The 15,365-nt window shown below is 67.2% G+C and carries 12 protein-coding genes; 4 read left to right on the top strand and 8 right to left on the bottom strand.

Features of this window, described 5'->3' with window-relative positions; genetic code table 11:
- Positions 1-83: 83 nt before the first annotated feature.
- From ACFFUC_RS14065 to ACFFUC_RS14080, 4 genes are all read right to left on the bottom strand, one after another.
- Entirely contained in the window at positions 84-1,043 is a 960-nt protein-coding gene (locus tag ACFFUC_RS14065; RefSeq protein ID WP_377687259.1) for a LysR substrate-binding domain-containing protein, read from the bottom strand.
- Between the two features lie 166 nt (positions 1,044-1,209).
- Entirely contained in the window at positions 1,210-1,884 is a 675-nt protein-coding gene (locus tag ACFFUC_RS14070; protein WP_377687262.1) for a DUF1028 domain-containing protein, read from the bottom strand.
- Between the two features lie 4 nt (positions 1,885-1,888).
- Entirely contained in the window at positions 1,889-2,305 is a 417-nt protein-coding gene (locus ACFFUC_RS14075; RefSeq protein WP_377687265.1) for a RidA family protein, read from the bottom strand.
- A gap of 43 nt (positions 2,306-2,348) precedes the next feature.
- On the bottom strand, positions 2,349-3,650 hold the full coding sequence (locus tag ACFFUC_RS14080) for a flavin-containing monooxygenase (protein ID WP_377687267.1): 1,302 nt from the start codon (positions 3,648-3,650) through the stop codon (positions 2,349-2,351).
- A gap of 245 nt (positions 3,651-3,895) precedes the next feature.
- On the opposite strand from ACFFUC_RS14080, the gene argE reads away from it, so the two are divergent.
- Together argE and ACFFUC_RS14090 are read left to right on the top strand one after the other, a co-directional pair.
- On the top strand, positions 3,896-5,107 hold the full coding sequence (gene argE / locus ACFFUC_RS14085) for an acetylornithine deacetylase (protein ID WP_377687269.1): 1,212 nt from the start codon (positions 3,896-3,898) through the stop codon (positions 5,105-5,107).
- Between the two features lie 87 nt (positions 5,108-5,194).
- The gene (locus ACFFUC_RS14090; protein WP_377687271.1) at positions 5,195-6,136 is read left to right on the top strand and encodes a nucleoside hydrolase; all 942 of its coding nucleotides are present in this window, start codon (positions 5,195-5,197) and stop codon (positions 6,134-6,136) included.
- Positions 6,137-6,143: 7 nt separating this feature from the next.
- Here ACFFUC_RS14090 and ACFFUC_RS14095 read toward each other — a convergent pair whose 3' ends face one another.
- On the bottom strand, positions 6,144-7,421 hold the full coding sequence (locus ACFFUC_RS14095) for an NAD(P)/FAD-dependent oxidoreductase (RefSeq protein ID WP_377687273.1): 1,278 nt from the start codon (positions 7,419-7,421) through the stop codon (positions 6,144-6,146).
- A 191-nt stretch (positions 7,422-7,612) separates the two neighbouring features.
- Between ACFFUC_RS14095 and ACFFUC_RS14100 the strand changes: the two genes are divergently transcribed.
- Positions 7,613-8,368: an alpha/beta hydrolase gene (locus ACFFUC_RS14100; protein WP_377687275.1), complete on the top strand. Its 756-nt coding sequence runs from the start codon at positions 7,613-7,615 to the stop codon at positions 8,366-8,368.
- A 2-nt stretch (positions 8,369-8,370) separates the two neighbouring features.
- Positions 8,371-9,732, top strand: a complete 1,362-nt coding sequence (locus ACFFUC_RS14105; protein ID WP_377687278.1) for a glycoside hydrolase family 15 protein — start codon at positions 8,371-8,373, stop codon at positions 9,730-9,732.
- Here the strand turns inward: ACFFUC_RS14105 and ACFFUC_RS14110 are convergent.
- From ACFFUC_RS14110 to ACFFUC_RS14120, 3 genes are read right to left on the bottom strand one after another with little or no spacing between them, the layout of a single operon-like run.
- Entirely contained in the window at positions 9,690-10,964 is a 1,275-nt protein-coding gene (locus tag ACFFUC_RS14110) for a glucoamylase family protein (RefSeq protein WP_377687279.1), read from the bottom strand. The two genes, ACFFUC_RS14105 and ACFFUC_RS14110, sit on opposite strands and share 43 nt — an antisense overlap.
- Complete coding sequence (locus ACFFUC_RS14115) at positions 10,952-13,246, bottom strand: glycoside hydrolase family 3 N-terminal domain-containing protein (protein ID WP_377687281.1); 2,295 nt, start codon at positions 13,244-13,246, stop codon at positions 10,952-10,954. Before ACFFUC_RS14115 ends, ACFFUC_RS14110 begins: the two co-directional genes overlap by 13 nt.
- A gap of 13 nt (positions 13,247-13,259) precedes the next feature.
- Positions 13,260-15,209: an ATP-binding cassette domain-containing protein gene (locus ACFFUC_RS14120; protein ID WP_377687283.1), complete on the bottom strand. Its 1,950-nt coding sequence runs from the start codon at positions 15,207-15,209 to the stop codon at positions 13,260-13,262.
- Between the last annotated feature and the right edge of the window lie 156 nt (positions 15,210-15,365).

Raw genomic sequence — 15,365 nt, forward strand, 5'->3', positions numbered from 1 at the left:
CTCGTGATCTTCTCCATCGCGCTCCTCACAACCGTCGAGCTCCTGCGAAGAAGAACCGAAAGGCTGAGGGGCGTCACCCCGCGTTAGGGCTGTTTGCCCGCCTTGCTCCCTTGAATGCGGCCGCCGGTGATGCGGCCGCTATTCGTTGAAATCCACGCTTTCGCGGCATCGAGAAAGGCCTTGTGCAGGCTTGAACGATCAAGCGAGGTATTCATCAACATCCCCATTTTCATCGGGCGCGGATGACCGGCCAAGGGGATGAAACGCAAGGGCTGCCCGTCGGGCGCAAGATCGTTCAACGGCCTGATATTGAAGATGGAATAGCCGAAACCATTGGCGACAAGCGAACGCGCCACCGCCATGTCGCGGGTGCGTTCGGCGATATTGGCGCGCAGGGATTTCTGCGCGAAGAACGACAGGAAATAATCGGCGCTGAGCGGCAGGTCGAGCAGGACCAGCGGCAAGGGTGCGAGCTCCTCGACCGAGACCTCGGCGCGGTCGGCGAAAGGATGGTCGGGTGCGACCGCGACCAGGGGCGGCAGCTCGAGCATCGGGAAAAACTTCAGATCGGCCGGCAGGTTCAGGTCATAGGTCAGCGCGACATCGATGCGCGCCTGACGCAGCAGGCTGAACAGCTCGGGCTGGTCGGCCTCGAGCTGGGAGATGCGGACCTCGGGGTAATCGGCGACGAAACTGCGGCGCAATCCCGGCAACACGACCTGCGCAAAGGTGCTCAGGCAGCCGATCGCCAGAGGTCCGCGCACCTGCCCCGACAATTCCCCCGCGAGATCGCGCAAAGCCGCCGCCTGACGCAGCACCATCTGCGCGTGATCGAGCAGCTTTCTGCCCGCCAGGGTCGGCGTCAGGCCCTGCGCGTGATGGCGCACGAAGAGCTGGACGCCCAGCTCGTTTTCGAGATGCGAGATCCCCGCCGAGATCGAAGGCGCGGTCACATTGACCTGCTGCGCGGCGGCAACGATCCCGCCCGCCTCGCCGACGGCCACCAGATATTCAAGCTGACGCATCGTGTAGCGGATCGACATGGGCGGCCCTCGGGCTGGGATTTCCGGCGCGGCCCGAGCCTTGGGCACCGGCCGCGATCATGGCGCGGAACCTATGCGAAACCGGCCCATGCGGCAAGCGCATAGGCCGGTCGCGGCCCTCGTCAGAAGGCGGCCGAAGGGGCGGGCGACGTGCCCCCGATACGCGTTACTCGTCGCCCGGCACGCCGTAGGACGGCGCGGCGCGCGGGTCGAGCGCGCGTAGCACATAGGCGTCGATCTGGGGCTTGTAGACCTCCCATGCGGAGGCGATCGCCTCGATCGGACAATCCTCGGTCCAGTCACAGCGCAGATCGGCCAGCGGCCAGCTTTGGCGATGCGCGATCTGCATGCCCGCCGAATGGACCGGCCCCGCCTCTCCGCCCGCCGCAAGCCCCGCGCGCATGGCCGCGATCAGGCGGTCGCCGATATGGCCCGAGGCCGCCAGAAAGCCCGCGACAATCGCCGCCGGTACGCCGTCATTGGCCAGAAGGTTGCCGCCCGAGGCCACGCCCTCGCCGCGGGCCTCGGTCCAGATCCCGAGCGAATTCGGCCCCGAATGGATCGCGACACGGCCGTTGCGGTCGACCGCAAGCACCTGCCGGTATTCGGCGAATGTGGCACGACGGCGGATCTCGTCGATGGTTTCCTGCGCCCCGAGCCCGCTTTCGAGAAGATCGAGCCCCATCGGCCCCAGCCGCGGATCGGTGACGTTTTGCGTGGCAACCGCCCCCACGCCCGCGCGGGTATAGGCGCAGCGCGCCGCAACCGCCGGCGAGGACGAGGCGATCGCCACTCCGAACATGCCCGTCTCGGGGCATCGTGCGACCAGTGAAAAGGTCATGGCCTTATTCCGGAATGACGGCGGTGCCGTCGATTTCGACCAGCCATTCGGGCCGCGCCAAGGCCTGCACCACCAGCCCCGTCGAGACCGGATGCACCCCCTGAAGATATTCCCCCATGGTGCGGTAGACCGCCTCGCGGTGGCGCACATCGGTGATATAGACCACGACCTTGACGAGATGCTCCATCTTTCCGCCCGCCTCTTCAATGAGTTGGCGGATGTTTTGCATGACTTTATGGGTCTGCTCGACCGGATCGTGACTGTCGAGATTCTTGCCGTCGTCGAGGCTTTGCGGGCATTGGCCGCGCAGCCAGATGATCTTGCCGCCCTGCGTCACCACCGCCTGGGCCAGATCGTTGTCGAGCTTTTGCTCGGGATAGGTGTCGCGGGTGTTGAAGGGGCGGATGCGGGTATGGGCCATGTGGGTCTCCGGATGGCAGGTGTTTGGGGCGGATGAAGGGGCCTCAGGCCGGTTCGCGCAGGGCGGCCCGTTCTTGGGCCTGCGCCTCGTCGTTATAGGCACGGTATTTGCGCTGGATGCCGATCTGTTCGGCGACATGTTTGGCATCATGCCAGACACCCCAGATAAAGCTCGATCCGCGACGCGATTGCCACGGCAGGCCGAGGAAATAGAGCCCCGGCTCGCGCGAGACGCCGCGCTGGTGGATCGGGCGGCCCTGCGGGTCGAAACTGTCGCTTTTGATCCAGCTGTAATCGGCGGTGAAGCCCACCGCCCAGATCACGGTCGAAATCCCCGCCTGTGCCGGATCGAGTTCGCGCAGGGGCGTGGTGATGCAGCCTGCATCGGGGTAGCGCGCCCGTGCCTGCGGATCCTCGGGCAGATCGAGGCCGTTCTTCGCGACATAGGCATCGGCCTCGTCGAGCAGCGCGTTGTGGTTGGCATCGCCCGCATCGAGATTGCGGCCGAGATCGCCGGCAAGAAGCAACTTGCCGTCAGCATAGCCTTCGGTCCGCCCGAGCAGCGTGATCCCCTCCTGCGCGAGGCGGCGGAAATCGATGGTCTCGCCATTGCGCGCGCCGCTGACGGCGATGGTGACATGTTCAGTGCCGGGCGCGGGTGCGGCCATGTCCCATTTGCCCAAGACACCCAGCCACCAGCAGAAATCGCGGCCGCGATAGGCGCGCGGCGGACGGTCGTGCGGCCCGACCGAGAGATAGACCTTGCGCCCCGCGCGATTGAGCTCGTCCGCGATCTGGACGCCCGAAGAGCCCGCGCCGACGATCAGAACCGCGCCCTCGGGCAGCTGGTCGGGGTTGCGGTAGCCGCTCGAATGGATCTGGGTGATGCCCGCGCTTTCGGGGATCACATCGGGGATGATCGGCGTCTGGAACGCGCCGGTCGCGGCGACGATGCTCTGGGCCTCGTAATCGCCCGCGCTGGTCGAGACATGAAAACCCTGACGCCCCTCCAGCCGCTCGACGCCCAGAACGGTGACGCCGGTCTTGATCGGCGCGTCGAATTTCCGCGCATAGGCGGCAAGATAATCGGCGACGACCTCTTTGGCGGGGAAGGCGTCGGGGCCGACGGCGGCATCGACCTCGTCGAAGGTCATTCCGGGAAAGCGGTCATGCCAGGCGGGGCCGTTCGCGACCAGCGAATCCCACCGGCCCGAGCGCCAACGCTCGGCGATGCGGTCGCGCTCCAGCACGATATGGGGCACGGAGGCCGCGCTCAGATGCTCGCTCATCGCGATTCCGGCCTGGCCCGCGCCGATGATGAGAGTGTCGATTTTTGTAACCGGCATTGGACGATCCTTTGGCAGGGTTCTGCCCTTGGAGTAATGCCGGTTTTGCCGCGCAGGATATTACAATATGGCGTTGCATTGCTTAGGCTGAGCCTAACGCCACCGCATCAACTCACTGATATTGAAATAGATTCGCGAAACGGTGCCGCGTCCGCGAAGCCGCGCCGCAAACCCGCGCGGAATGCCCGCTTGCGCGCGGGCCGCGAACATCCGAGCAAGGGACAACGTCTTTCCGAGGGCCCGAGATGACCGCGCAACACCCCCAGACCACGCCTTCCCCTGCCGCCATGACCCGCCCCGTTCCGCCCCCGCTCGAGATCCTCGCGCGGCTGGTCGCCTTCCCCACGATCTCGCGGCGCACGAACCTCGACCTGCTCGATCATATCGAGGCGCTGTTCGCCGGCTCCGGCGCGCGGATGCACCGTTTCGCGCATGAAGACGGCAGCCGCGCCAATCTGTGGATCTCGATCGGCCCCGATATTGCGGGCGGGGTCGTGCTTTCGGGCCATAGCGATGTCGTCCCCGTCGAGGGGCAGGACTGGAGCAGCGATTCCTTTGCGCTGCGCATCGCGGACGGGCGCGCCTATGGTCGCGGCACGGCGGATATGAAGGGCTTTCTCGCCTGCGCCATCCATGCCGGTTTGCAGGCGACGGGGCGCAAGCTCGCCCGCCCGCTCCATCTCGCGATTTCCTATGACGAGGAGATCGGCTGCCTCGGAGTGCGCGGCATGATCGAGGCTCTGGCCGCCCGACCCTCCCGCCCCGCGCTTTGCATCATCGGCGAGCCGACCGGCATGAAAATCGCCTCGGGCCACAAGGGAAAGGCGGGCTTTCGCGCCTGCTGCCACGGCCGCGAGGGGCATTCGGCCCTCGCCCCCCGCGCGCTCAACGCGCTCCATCTGGGCGCGCGCTTCGTTCAGGCGCTCGAACAGCGTCAGGAGGCGCTGGCGGCGACGGGGCCGCGCGATGACGATTACGACATCCCCTATTCGACGATCCATGCCGGCGTGATGCGGGGCGGAACCGCGCTCAATATCGTGCCGAACCTGTGCGAGGTGGATTTCGAGATCCGCAATATCGCCGAAGACGACCCCGAAACCATCCTTGCCGGCATCCGCGCGGATGCCGAAACCATCGCCGCCCCTTATCGCGCCACCTTCCCCGAGGCGCGCATCACCATCGATCCGGTCACCGCCTATCCGGGCCTCGCGACGCCCGAAGACGGCGCGGCCCTCGCCTTGCTGCGCCGCATAACCGGCCGCAACGATCCCGCGATCAAGGTGGCTTTCGGCACCGAAGGCGGGCTTTTCGCGCAGGGTCTGGGGATCTCCACCGCGATCTGCGGACCGGGCTTCATGGATCAGGGCCACCGCCCCGACGAGTTTGTCGCCCTCGACCAGCTCGCCGAATGCAGTCGGGTGCTGGATAATCTGCTGGCAATTCTCGCCGAGGCTTAGCAAAAGAGGCTTTTGGCCCTGCGGCCCTGTCCTTTGCCCTCGCGGCAAGGGCCGCAGGCCGGAGTTTTCGTGCGAGAGGATGCGGCAATGGTGAAACTGGTGATCGACACCGATCCGGGCGTGGACGATGCCATGGCGATCCTTTTTGCGGCGCGTCATCCCGCGATCGAGCTCTTGGGCATGACCTCTGTTTTCGGCAATGTCACCGTGGCGCAGGCCACGCGCAATGCGCTCTATCTGGCTGAAAAGGCTGGGTTCTCCGGTCTTCCGGTCGCCGAAGGCGCGGGCGCGCCCTTGGTGCTGCCGCCCTTCCCGCCCTCGCGGCAGGTCCACGGCGACGAGGGGTTCGGCGATCTGCCCGCCTTTGTCCCGCAAGGCCGTGCCGTCACCGAAACCGCGGCGGAATTTCTGGTCCGACTGGCGCGCGAACATGCGGGCGAGCTGGTCCTCTGCCCCGTCGGCCCGATCACCAATATCGCCGAGGCGATCCGTCTCGACCCCGATTTCGCGCGCAATGTGAAGAAAATCGTCATCATGGGCGGCGCGCTGGATGTGGCGGGCAATATTACGCCCCATGCCGAGGCAAATACCTATCACGACCCCCATGCGCTCGATCTCGTGCTGCAAAGCGGGGCCGATATCACAATGGTCGGGCTGGATGTGACGCTGCAGGTCCTGCTTTCCGAGCCCGATTTCGCCGAGCTGGCAATCCGCGCGCCGCGTCACGGCCGCTTCCTGCAAGACATCAGCCATTTCTACCTCGACTTCTACCACTCGGTCGGGCTGACGGGCTGCGGGCTGCATGATCCGATGGCCGTCATCGCCTGTATCGCGCCGGAGCTGTTCGAGGCCGAGCGTACCGGCCTTGCCGTGACGCTCGACGGCGAGGCGGTGGGCCGGACCATCCGCGACCCCGCCCGCCCGCCGGTTTCGGTCCTGACCGGCTGCGACGCCGAGGCGATCCGCTCGCTCTTTTTCGACATTCTCGACGAAGGCGCCGAGGCCATGCCCCTGGCCGCGCGCGGCTGAGGGCGGGCTAGCGCAGCAAGAGCTTGAGGTCGCTGGCGGGATCGGCGACCAGCGCGGGATCGGCCGACTTTTGCGCCTCGATCAGGCGTTTTCCGACCATATAGGCGCGCGGATCGTTCATCGCATCCACCGCGAGAAGCCGGTCCCCGCGATAATACCAGATGCTGAGCGCCGTCTCCGGTCCGGCAACCGGTCCAGCGTCGGGGCCGGTATCGCGGGCGGCATCCCTATCGGGGGGCGCGCGACGGACAATGCGGTCATAGCCGGTATTGAGCCCCGCGATCTGCAGTTTGCAGCCGTATTGATCCGACCAGAACCACGGTTTCGCGTGATAATCCTGCGCCGCGCCAAGCAGGTTGGCCGCGACCAGCTCGGCGTGATCGATCGCATGGCCGACCGATTCCAGCCGCGCCTGCCCCCCATCGAGCGGGAAGGAGGCGCAATCGCCCGCCGCCCAGATATGGGGCCGAGAGCTGCGCCCGCGCGCATCGGTCCTGATGCCGTTCTCGATGGCCAGCCCCGCGCTTTCGGCAAGGGCGCTTGCGGGGGTGATGCCCACGCCCGCCACCACGAAATCCGCCGCGATCTCGCGCCCGTCCTCCAGAACCACCGCCTCGACGCGTCCCGTTCCGGCAAGGCGCGCGACGCCCACGCCTTCGATGATGCGCACGCCGTGCGCGTGATGGAGCGCGCGGAAGTAATCCGCCGTCTCGGCTGCGGCAACGCGGCCCAGAATGCGCGGCGCGGCCTCGACCACCGTGACCGAGAGGCCGATCTTGCGCGCAACCGCCGCCGCCTCGAGGCCGATATAGCCGCCGCCCACCACCACCAACCGCCGGCCCGGCTGGAACTCGGCCCGCATCCGCGCGATATCGGCAAGGCTGCGCAAGGGATAGACGCCCGCGAGATCGCCCCCGATCGCGGCCGGCAGACGGCGCGGCTCCGCGCCGGTCGCCAGCACCAGCTCGTCATAGGACAGAACCTCGCCGGCAAGGGTCACGGTCTTTGCCTTCGCATTGAGCGCCAACACCCGCGCGCCGAGTTTCAGCGTGATATCATGCTCTTGCCAGAAGCTGTCCGAGCGAAGCCACAGTCTTTCCTCGTCGATCTCGCCCAGAAGATAGGCCTTGGAGAGCGGCGGGCGCTGATAGGGCGGCGCGGCCTCTTCGCCGATCAGGGTCAGACGGCCGCCATAGCCCGAGGCGCGCAGTTTCGCGACCAGCGCCGCTCCGGCCTGACCGGCTCCGACGACGACGATATGGGCGGGCGGGGCATGGTCCGGCATCAAAGGCTCCTGTGGGGATCGGGGCGCCGTCGGGCGCCGTTCGGCCGCAGAATGCCGCCCCGCGCCGCAGCGAAACATCAGATTCTCGCGATGCTTTGTTTCGGATTTGCCTAAGCCCTATCGAGGGCACTTGACGCAAAGGGCACGAGCCTAGCCTATGGGAGGCGGAAACGCGCGGTTGGGGGCGGCCTTTGACTTCTGAACTCTGGACGCAAGCGGCGACGCGCCACATGATTGACGGCGCAAGCGGCAAGATCGCGACTGTGGTGGCAGAGCCCCATGACGCGCCCGGAGGCGGGACCAAGGGCAGCGTGCTATTGGTCCACGGCCGCAACGGCGCGCCCGAGCAGCCCCAGATCGCGGAAATGGCGCGCGCCTATCTGGCGCGTGGCTGGCGCGTGGTTGCGCCGGAACTGCCCCATTCCGCCGCCCTGCCCGAGACCGGCCCCGCCAATCAGGTCACCTTCAGCGGCCATACCAAAGCCGCCGCGCAGATCTGGGACTGGATCGCGGAGCAATGGCCGGGCCAGCCCCGCGCGCTGGCGGGCCACAGCCTCGGCTCTTTCGCGATCGCCCAGCTTGCGACCCATATGCCGCAGCCGCATCACCTGCTGGCGATGTCGCCGCCTTTGTCGGGCAAGGTGCTGTACAATTCGCGCCTTGCGATGGGCAAAGCCGCAATCGATGCCGTCCGTGCCGAGGCGCCGCTCTTTCTCGACGAAATGGCCACGGCCGATGCGGGCCCCTCGTTGCGCCGCAGCCCCGCGCCTCTGGCGGTGGTCACCGGCGCCTCGGACGGGCTGGTGCGGATTGCCGATGCCCGCGCCTATTTCGCGGCCTCGCCCAACGGCCGCTATTTCGGCGCGCTCCCCGACGAGCATCACTGTCCTTCGGGCGCCGCCTGCGCCGAGATGTTGCGCGCCGCGCTTCTGGCGCTCGGGGCCTGACATTGAGCCGCGCGTTGCGTCCGGTCGATCCCGCATGGATCGCGGCGCAGCGGCTGGCCTCGGCGCGCGAATTGCGCCGCGCCTGTTCGGCCACCGACATCGAGCGTTACCGCGAGGGGTTCGGCTGGCGGCTGTCTCCGGCGCGCGGTTCGGTACTGGCGTCCTACCGCATCGCCTGCTGGAACCCCGAGCCCGATTATTTCCACCACTGGATCCGCGACAGCGCCATCGTTTTGCGCGCGGTCCCGCTGGCCATGACCGCAGATCCCGGGGCCGCGCGCTTCTGGGCCGGTTTCATCGCCGATTTCACGGATTTCTCGCTAAAGATTTCCGATCCCGCGCGGCGCGGCCCCGCCGTGAACCCGCTGCGCGCAACCGCGCGGGCCGACCACCTGCGCTTTTTGCGCGATGACGGCGAACTCGCGGCGCTGACGGGCGCGGCCTGGCTCGAAGAGCCGCGCTTTGCCCCCGACGGCAGCCCCGATCTCGAAAACTGGAGCCGCCCGCAAGACGACGGCCCCGCTTTGCGCGCCACGAGCCTGATGGCGGTTCTCGCCGCCGTGCCCGAACCAGCCCTGCCGCAGGCCCTCCGCCTGATCGCCCGCGATCTCGGCCATACCCTCGCCGTGGCCGGACGCGCCGCCATCGGGCCGTGGGAGGAAGCACCGCCCAAACGCACGAGCTTTGCCCTGATCGCGCAATGGGATGCGCTGGATCGCGGCGCGGATCTGCTGCGGCGCGGCGTGCTGACAGGCCGCCCGTTCTCGCCCCAGCAATCAGGCCCCGAACTATGCCCCGATGCGCTTTCGGCGGCGGCCAAGCGGCTCGAGGCGCTGATCCTCGGGGCGCGCGACGCGGCAGGCGCTTTGCGCGAGAGTATCGAGAGCGAGACCCTCGATGCGGCAAGCTGCCTTGCGCTTTTGCACGCGGATCGCACGGCGGGGCCCTTTGCCCTGACCGGCGATCTGATGGAGGCGACGATGGGCGCGCTCGATCAGGAATTCGCGGCGCTTTATCCGATCAATGCCGGCCGCGCCGCCCCTGCCGTCGGGCGCTGGCGCGACGATCTCTATTTCGAGGGGCAGCCGTGGTATCCGACCACTCTGGGCTTTGCCGCCATCGGCTACCGCATCGCGGCGATCGCGGGCGATCCTGCCGCTTTCGCCCGCGCCGAGGCCCGCCTTGCCCTGATCGCCCAACTGGCCCCCGATCCGCCGGGCGCGCTGCCCGAGCAATTCGACCGCCAAAGCGGCGCGCCGCGCTCCTGCCTTGCGCTGAGCTGGTCGGCGGCGGCTTTTCTCGAGACCGCCCATGCCCGCGATCAGGCAATCGCCGCGCTTTCTCCGGCTCGCGCCGCCAGATAAGGCGCGGTGAAACCCAGCGCCCTCAGGCCCCTTTGTACCTCGGGCCGACCCGAAACCAGCCGCCACAGCAGGCCCGAACGCGCATTCTCCAGCCCGATCACGATCGGGGCCTGATCGATCGCGAGGCGGCTGTCGGCCACCCAATCGCGGCTCGCATTGAACGCATCGACAAAGCCCGCCTCGCCCCAGATCCGCCCGCCGAGATCGTCATGCAGATGGCGCAAAACCCTCATCGCGTGATCTGGGACAAAGGGAAAGGACGACAAGGCGGCAGTCGGGGTGATTGTGCCGTTGTCGTTGGTCGGCGCATGGGCGCTGTAGCCGTCGGGGTCGTCGCTGGCGGTCAGGCCCCAGCAATCGTGACCATAGCCGCGCCAGCCCTGCGGGTTTTGCAGGCAATGGGCGCGGTTGACCAAAGCATGGGCACACGCCTGTTCGCCGTAATCGGCATATCTGTCGCGAAGCCCGCGCGGATCGATCCCTAGAAAGGGATATTGCGACAAAAACAGCGGCCCGCCCCAATCGGGTCCAAGCGGCAGAACCGTTCCGGCATAATCGCGCCCGTTCAGAAAGGCCGGCGCTGCGGCCCAGCTTTGGTGATAGCTTTCGGGCGCGACCGGATGGGTTTGCGAGCCGGCGGCCAGGACGAAGACCACAAAGGCCTCGTTCCAGCCGCGGATCGGCAAAGCATCGGGGCGCCACGGGCGGGCGGGATGGCGGTGCCACATCAGTGCGCCGTCCGCGCGCCGGTGCGCGGCCCAGTTGACGCCTGCCGCAATCGCCTCGATCCGGCGGACGAGCTCCGGCGCCTCGGTGAAATAGGCGGCGGCGCCCAGAAGGCCGGTCACCAGAAAAGCCGTCTCGACCAGATCGCCGCCGTCGTCGCCCGCCATGAAGGGCAGAACGCGGCCGGTGGTGCCATGCAGGAAATGCGGGAAAACCCCGTCGAAACGGTCGGCGGCCTCCAGAAAACCGACCAGCCTTTCCAGCCGGTCGAGGATCTCGCGGCGCGGACGCCAGCCGCGCTCGGCCGCGACGATCTGGGCCAGAAGGCCGAAGCCCGTGCCGCCGGTGCAGGTCGTCTCGTTGATGTCGTAACCGAAAGCACCGCCGCTACGTTCGCGCGCCATGCCGCTGACCGGATGGCTCCAATCGAGAAAATAGCCCGCCGTGGCCTGTGCCACGCGGTCGCGCAGGGCCGTATCGTCAAGGCCGGTGATCAATCGCGCCATGTCAGCTCCACCATCTGGGTATCGCGGCTGTTTGCCCCGACATGCAACCGGATCAGACCGGGGTCGCGCTGCCAGCACGCGGTCTCGAGCGCTGGGGCGACGGGATAGGCGAATTGCGCCGCGCTGATCGAAAAACCGATCTCGCGGCTTTCGCCGGGGGAAAGGCTCACCTGCATGAAGTCGATCAGCTTGCGCGCGGGCCGCGTCACCTGCGCCACCGGATCCGAGGCGTAAAGCTGGACGGTTTCGATCGCGGTGCGCGTGCCGTGGTTCACGACCATCACGCTCAGCGTCACCCGATCCGAGGCGGGGGCCGTATCGCGCGAAAGGCGCGGCGGACCGTAGCCCACCGGCGCATAGCCCAGCCCGAAGCCGAAGGGGAAATGCGGCGCGTCATCCTCGAGATCGAGCCAGCCGGTCAGGAATTTCGCGAACCGCCCCGGCGAGGGCCTTCCGCTCGGGTCCGACGCATAGGTCACGGGGGCCTCGGCGCCATGGCGGGGCATCGAGATCGCGAGCCGCCCCGAAGGCTCGGCCGCGCCAAAGAGCAGATCCGCCACCCCCTCGGGGCCGCCAACCCCGCCGTGCCATGCGTAAAGCAGCGCATCCGACTGCTTTGACAGCGCCGCGAGCGACAGGGGACGGCCCGCGAAGACAACCGTCACCAAAGGTTTGCCCAAAGCCGCCAGAGCCGCGAACAGCCGCAACTGGACCGCAGGCAGATCGACCGAAAGCCGCGAGGAGGATTCCCCCGCATGCTCCTTGGCCTCGCCCAAGGCCGCGATCACGATATCGGCCCCGCGCGCCACGGCCACGGCCTCGGCGATCTGTTCGGCCTCGGGGCGGGGGTCGCGGTCGACGGTCACGCCGTGGACATTGAGCCGCGCGGCAAGCCAGCTTTCATCGACGATATCGGCCCCCCAGGCGCGGGCGGGCGTCACGCCGGTCAGCGCCGCAACCGCCTGATCGAGCGGCACGACATCCTCGGCCCGCCCCGAAACCGACCATGTCCCCAGCATATTGGCGCGATCGGCAGCAAAGGGCCCGATCAAGGCGACACGGGCCCCGCGCGCAAGTGGCAAAATCCCGTTGTTTTCGAGCAATACCGCCGAGGCCGCCGCCGCTTTGCGGGCCAAGGCGCGGCCCTTGTCGCGGGCGGGGGGGCGCGCGGTTTCGGCCATTCCGCGGAACGGATCATCCAGCAGGCCGAGCCGCGCCTTGAAGGTCAGCACCCGCCGGCAGGCGCAATCGATCATCGCGCCGATACGCTCGGCGCCAAGCGAAAAGCCCGCATCTGGCGCGTCTATCCCGTGGTGCGCCAGCGCGGGCAGCTCGCGCCAGTAATCCTCGCCGACCATATCCATATCGATGCCGGCATGAAGCGCGCGGGCCACGGCGAGTTGCGCGGGGCCAAGCCCGTGGGGGGTGAGTTCCTTCACGCCGGTATAATCGGAGACCATGAGCCCGTCGAACCCCTGCCCTCCCTCTGCGCGCGATGCGCGCAGCCAGCCCTCGATCAGGGGGTGATGGGCATGCATCGGGACTTTGTTGACCGCGTTGAAAGCCGCCATGACGCTGAGCGCGCCCGCCTCGAGCCCTGCCGCGAAAGGAGGCAGATAGGTCTCGAGCAGATCCTCCCACGAGAGGCTCGCATTGTCGTAATCGCGTCCGCTTTGCGGCGCGCCATAAGCCACGAAATGCTTGAGGCAGGCCGCGACATGGCCGCTCGCCCCCAGACCCGAGGCCGAACCCGCGCCGAGCATCGCCCCCAGCCCCGGCCCCTGAAAACCCTGCACCATCGCGGTGGCGATGCGCGAAGCCAGAAGCGGATCCTCTCCCGGCCCTTCGGCCACGCGGCCCCAACGCGGATCACGCGTGACATCGACCATCGGGGCATAGACCTGATGCAGCCCTTCGGCGGCGGCTTCTGCGGCGGCATAGGCGGCGGTCTCGCGGATCAACCCCATGTCCCAACTACAGGCCATGGCAATGCCCAAAGGGAAAATCGTGCGGTGGCCGTGAATCACATCCTCGGCGAAAAACAGCGGAATCCCGAGCCGCGATCCGGCCAACGCGCGCTCTTGCAGGGCCCGCGCCGAAGCCAACGATTTCGTCCCGAATATCGCGCCGACCCCGCCGTTTGCGAGGCGGTCGGACAATGCCGTCGGCTGGCCCGCGCCGGTCACTAATCCCTCGCCGGCGGCCAAAAGGTTTAGCTGGCCGATCTTTTCGGCAAGGTCCATCGCGCCAAGCAGGCTCTCGACACGCTCGATTATGGTCATGCGCCTTTTCCTTTCACTCCGCCGCATGGCGGGACGCGCCGAATTCATGCGCAATCCCGTGCCGCAGAATGGCCGATCCGTCGCGAATATCGAGCATGGATTGATAGTAGGACGCGCCATCGGGCGTCACGGGCAGGGATCCGCCATGGAGGACGGCAAGCACCGCCGCCTTGGGCAGGGACTCGTCGAGCGTGGCGTAGAAATCCATCGTCGCCTCCACATCAAGCGCGGCCGTCGCCTCGTCCAGAAGCAGGATATCGGGCCGCGCGATCAGGATTCGCGCCAGAACGAGGCGCTGCTTTTGCCCGCCGGAAAAGACGTTGCGCCAGTTCTTGCCCTGATAAAGCGGCTGGTCGAGGACATGGACGAAATCGCCCAAACCCACCCGCGACAAGGCCATCGCAATCGCGATGTCGCTGTGATCCTCGGGCGCGTCGGGATAGCTGACCAGCGCCTTGAGGCTCAGCCGGTCGGGCAGGTCCGGCTCTTGTCCGGCAAAAAAGATCCGCGCGCCGTCGCGCCGCGTGATGCGGCCCGAACCATAGGGCCAGATCCCGGCCACCGCCTTGAGAAGGCTCGATTTTCCGCAACCGTTCACCCCGTTCAGAAAGACGCGGCTGCCCTCGTCGAGACGCAGATGGGCAAGGTGGAGAAAGGCCGGTGCATCATGACCGCGGTGATGGAGGCGCAGATCTCCCGCTTCCAGAAGCGGCCCCTTGGCGCTGCTGCCGCGCTCGAAGGCGCTGGCGCCGGTCTCGGCATAGAAGGCGTCGCGCTCGCGCACGCGCTCGATCGCTTGGGCAAGCTCGGTCAGGCGCGCGGCATTGGCCTTGAGCGTGGCGATGGCGGGCATGACGTTGATGAACCACGACACATCGCCGATCAGCTCGGCGGTCAGCTCGCTGCTGGCGATATAATCGCGGAAATTCATGTTGTTCGCCATATAGGCGGGCAAAGCGGGCAGATAGGCGAGCAGCCGCGCGGAAAGGAAACCATAGGTGCTGTTGAACATCATCAGCCCGCAGCCCAGCCAGTTCTGCTTGCCCCAGGTCGCGTCCAGATCGGCATAAAGCGCACGGTTGATGCGCTTTTGCGCCCTCTCGCCGCGCCCGATCGCGAGCTGGGCGACGCGGTTCATCATCACGCCCCATTCGCCGCGCCATGCCCCGTCGCGGCGTTGGCGCAAGATGGTCAGCCGCTCGATGATGCGGCCGAGTTTCCAGGCGATCAGCGTGGCGCAGGGCACGAAAACCGCAACCAGCCCGAGGCTCAGCAATCCCGAGCCATAGGCCCCAGGCACGAGATCGATATGCGCGGCGGCCTCGGGGCCGATCAGCCGCGCAAGGCCCGCATTGGCTTCCGCGCCCCAGCGGTCGAGAAAGGGCACCGCCTCGCCGCGTTCCAAAAGCGCGGCAAAGACGAAATAGATCGAGGTCACCGCCCCCCAAAGCCCCATCGCAAGGCCGATGACGCCCCCGTAAAGCCCGCCGGTGCATTCGTCGACGCGCTGGTCGACCGCATCGGGCATGCGCGACCGGTCGCCTCCGTCCGAGCGGTCGCTCATCAGGTCGAACGCGATCCGTTCATCCGCGAGAATGGCATCGTTGAACTGCGCGACCAGCCAGCCGCGCGCGCGCCGGTGCAGCGTCGAGGAGACGAAATGGCGCAGCGCCACCCCCGCCGTCCGCGCCAGAAAAATCGCGAGATAGGCCCCCGCCGCCATCAAAACGACATGGCCGGAGGCGAGGGACGAGGATGCGGAAAGGGCGGAATCGCCGCTGGCGGGCTGGATATTGACAAGGGCGGCCATGAAATCTGCGCTGGCAAGGGCGACCCAGACGCTCGCCTTGCTCAAGACCGTCGTCAGCACGAAGACGATTGCCGTCAGGGTCCAGGCCTCACGCCAGCGCTCCGAGCGCCAATAGGCCGAAAGCAGCCCCCAAAATCCCGTCAGCCTCCCCATCCACACCGCCTTTCGGATGCCGGAAAAACCCCTCTCCCTCCCGCAGCAACATGACGTTGCCTGCGGGCCGTTTCCGGCACGTTGTCAGTATTTTTCAGCGAGTCGCGCAGATCGGATCCTCTGCTTGCGACCAGTCCATAACTGAATCATAGACCC

Origin of the sequence: Paracoccus cavernae (genome assembly GCF_042430175.1) — a bacterium.
GTDB classification, from domain to species: Bacteria; Pseudomonadota; Alphaproteobacteria; order Rhodobacterales; family Rhodobacteraceae; genus Paracoccus; species Paracoccus cavernae.

Excerpts from the sequence above, each read along its gene's own strand:
- ACFFUC_RS14095 (WP_377687273.1), bottom strand. The coding sequence starts at position 7,421 with ATGCCGGACCATGCCCCGCCCGCCCATATCGTCGTCGTCGGAGCCGGT.
- ACFFUC_RS14120 (WP_377687283.1), bottom strand. The coding sequence starts at position 15,209 with ATGGGGAGGCTGACGGGATTTTGGGGGCTGCTTTCGGCCTATTGGCGC.
- ACFFUC_RS14115 (WP_377687281.1), bottom strand. The coding sequence starts at position 13,246 with ATGACCATAATCGAGCGTGTCGAGAGCCTGCTTGGCGCGATGGACCTT.
- ACFFUC_RS14080 (WP_377687267.1), bottom strand. The coding sequence starts at position 3,650 with ATGCCGGTTACAAAAATCGACACTCTCATCATCGGCGCGGGCCAGGCC.
- ACFFUC_RS14065 (WP_377687259.1), bottom strand. The coding sequence starts at position 1,043 with ATGTCGATCCGCTACACGATGCGTCAGCTTGAATATCTGGTGGCCGTC.
- ACFFUC_RS14075 (WP_377687265.1), bottom strand. The coding sequence starts at position 2,305 with ATGGCCCATACCCGCATCCGCCCCTTCAACACCCGCGACACCTATCCC.
- ACFFUC_RS14110 (WP_377687279.1), bottom strand. The coding sequence starts at position 10,964 with ATGGCGCGATTGATCACCGGCCTTGACGATACGGCCCTGCGCGACCGC.
- ACFFUC_RS14070 (WP_377687262.1), bottom strand. The coding sequence starts at position 1,884 with ATGACCTTTTCACTGGTCGCACGATGCCCCGAGACGGGCATGTTCGGA.
- ACFFUC_RS14090 (WP_377687271.1), top strand. The coding sequence starts at position 5,195 with ATGGTGAAACTGGTGATCGACACCGATCCGGGCGTGGACGATGCCATG.
- argE (WP_377687269.1), top strand. The coding sequence starts at position 3,896 with ATGACCGCGCAACACCCCCAGACCACGCCTTCCCCTGCCGCCATGACC.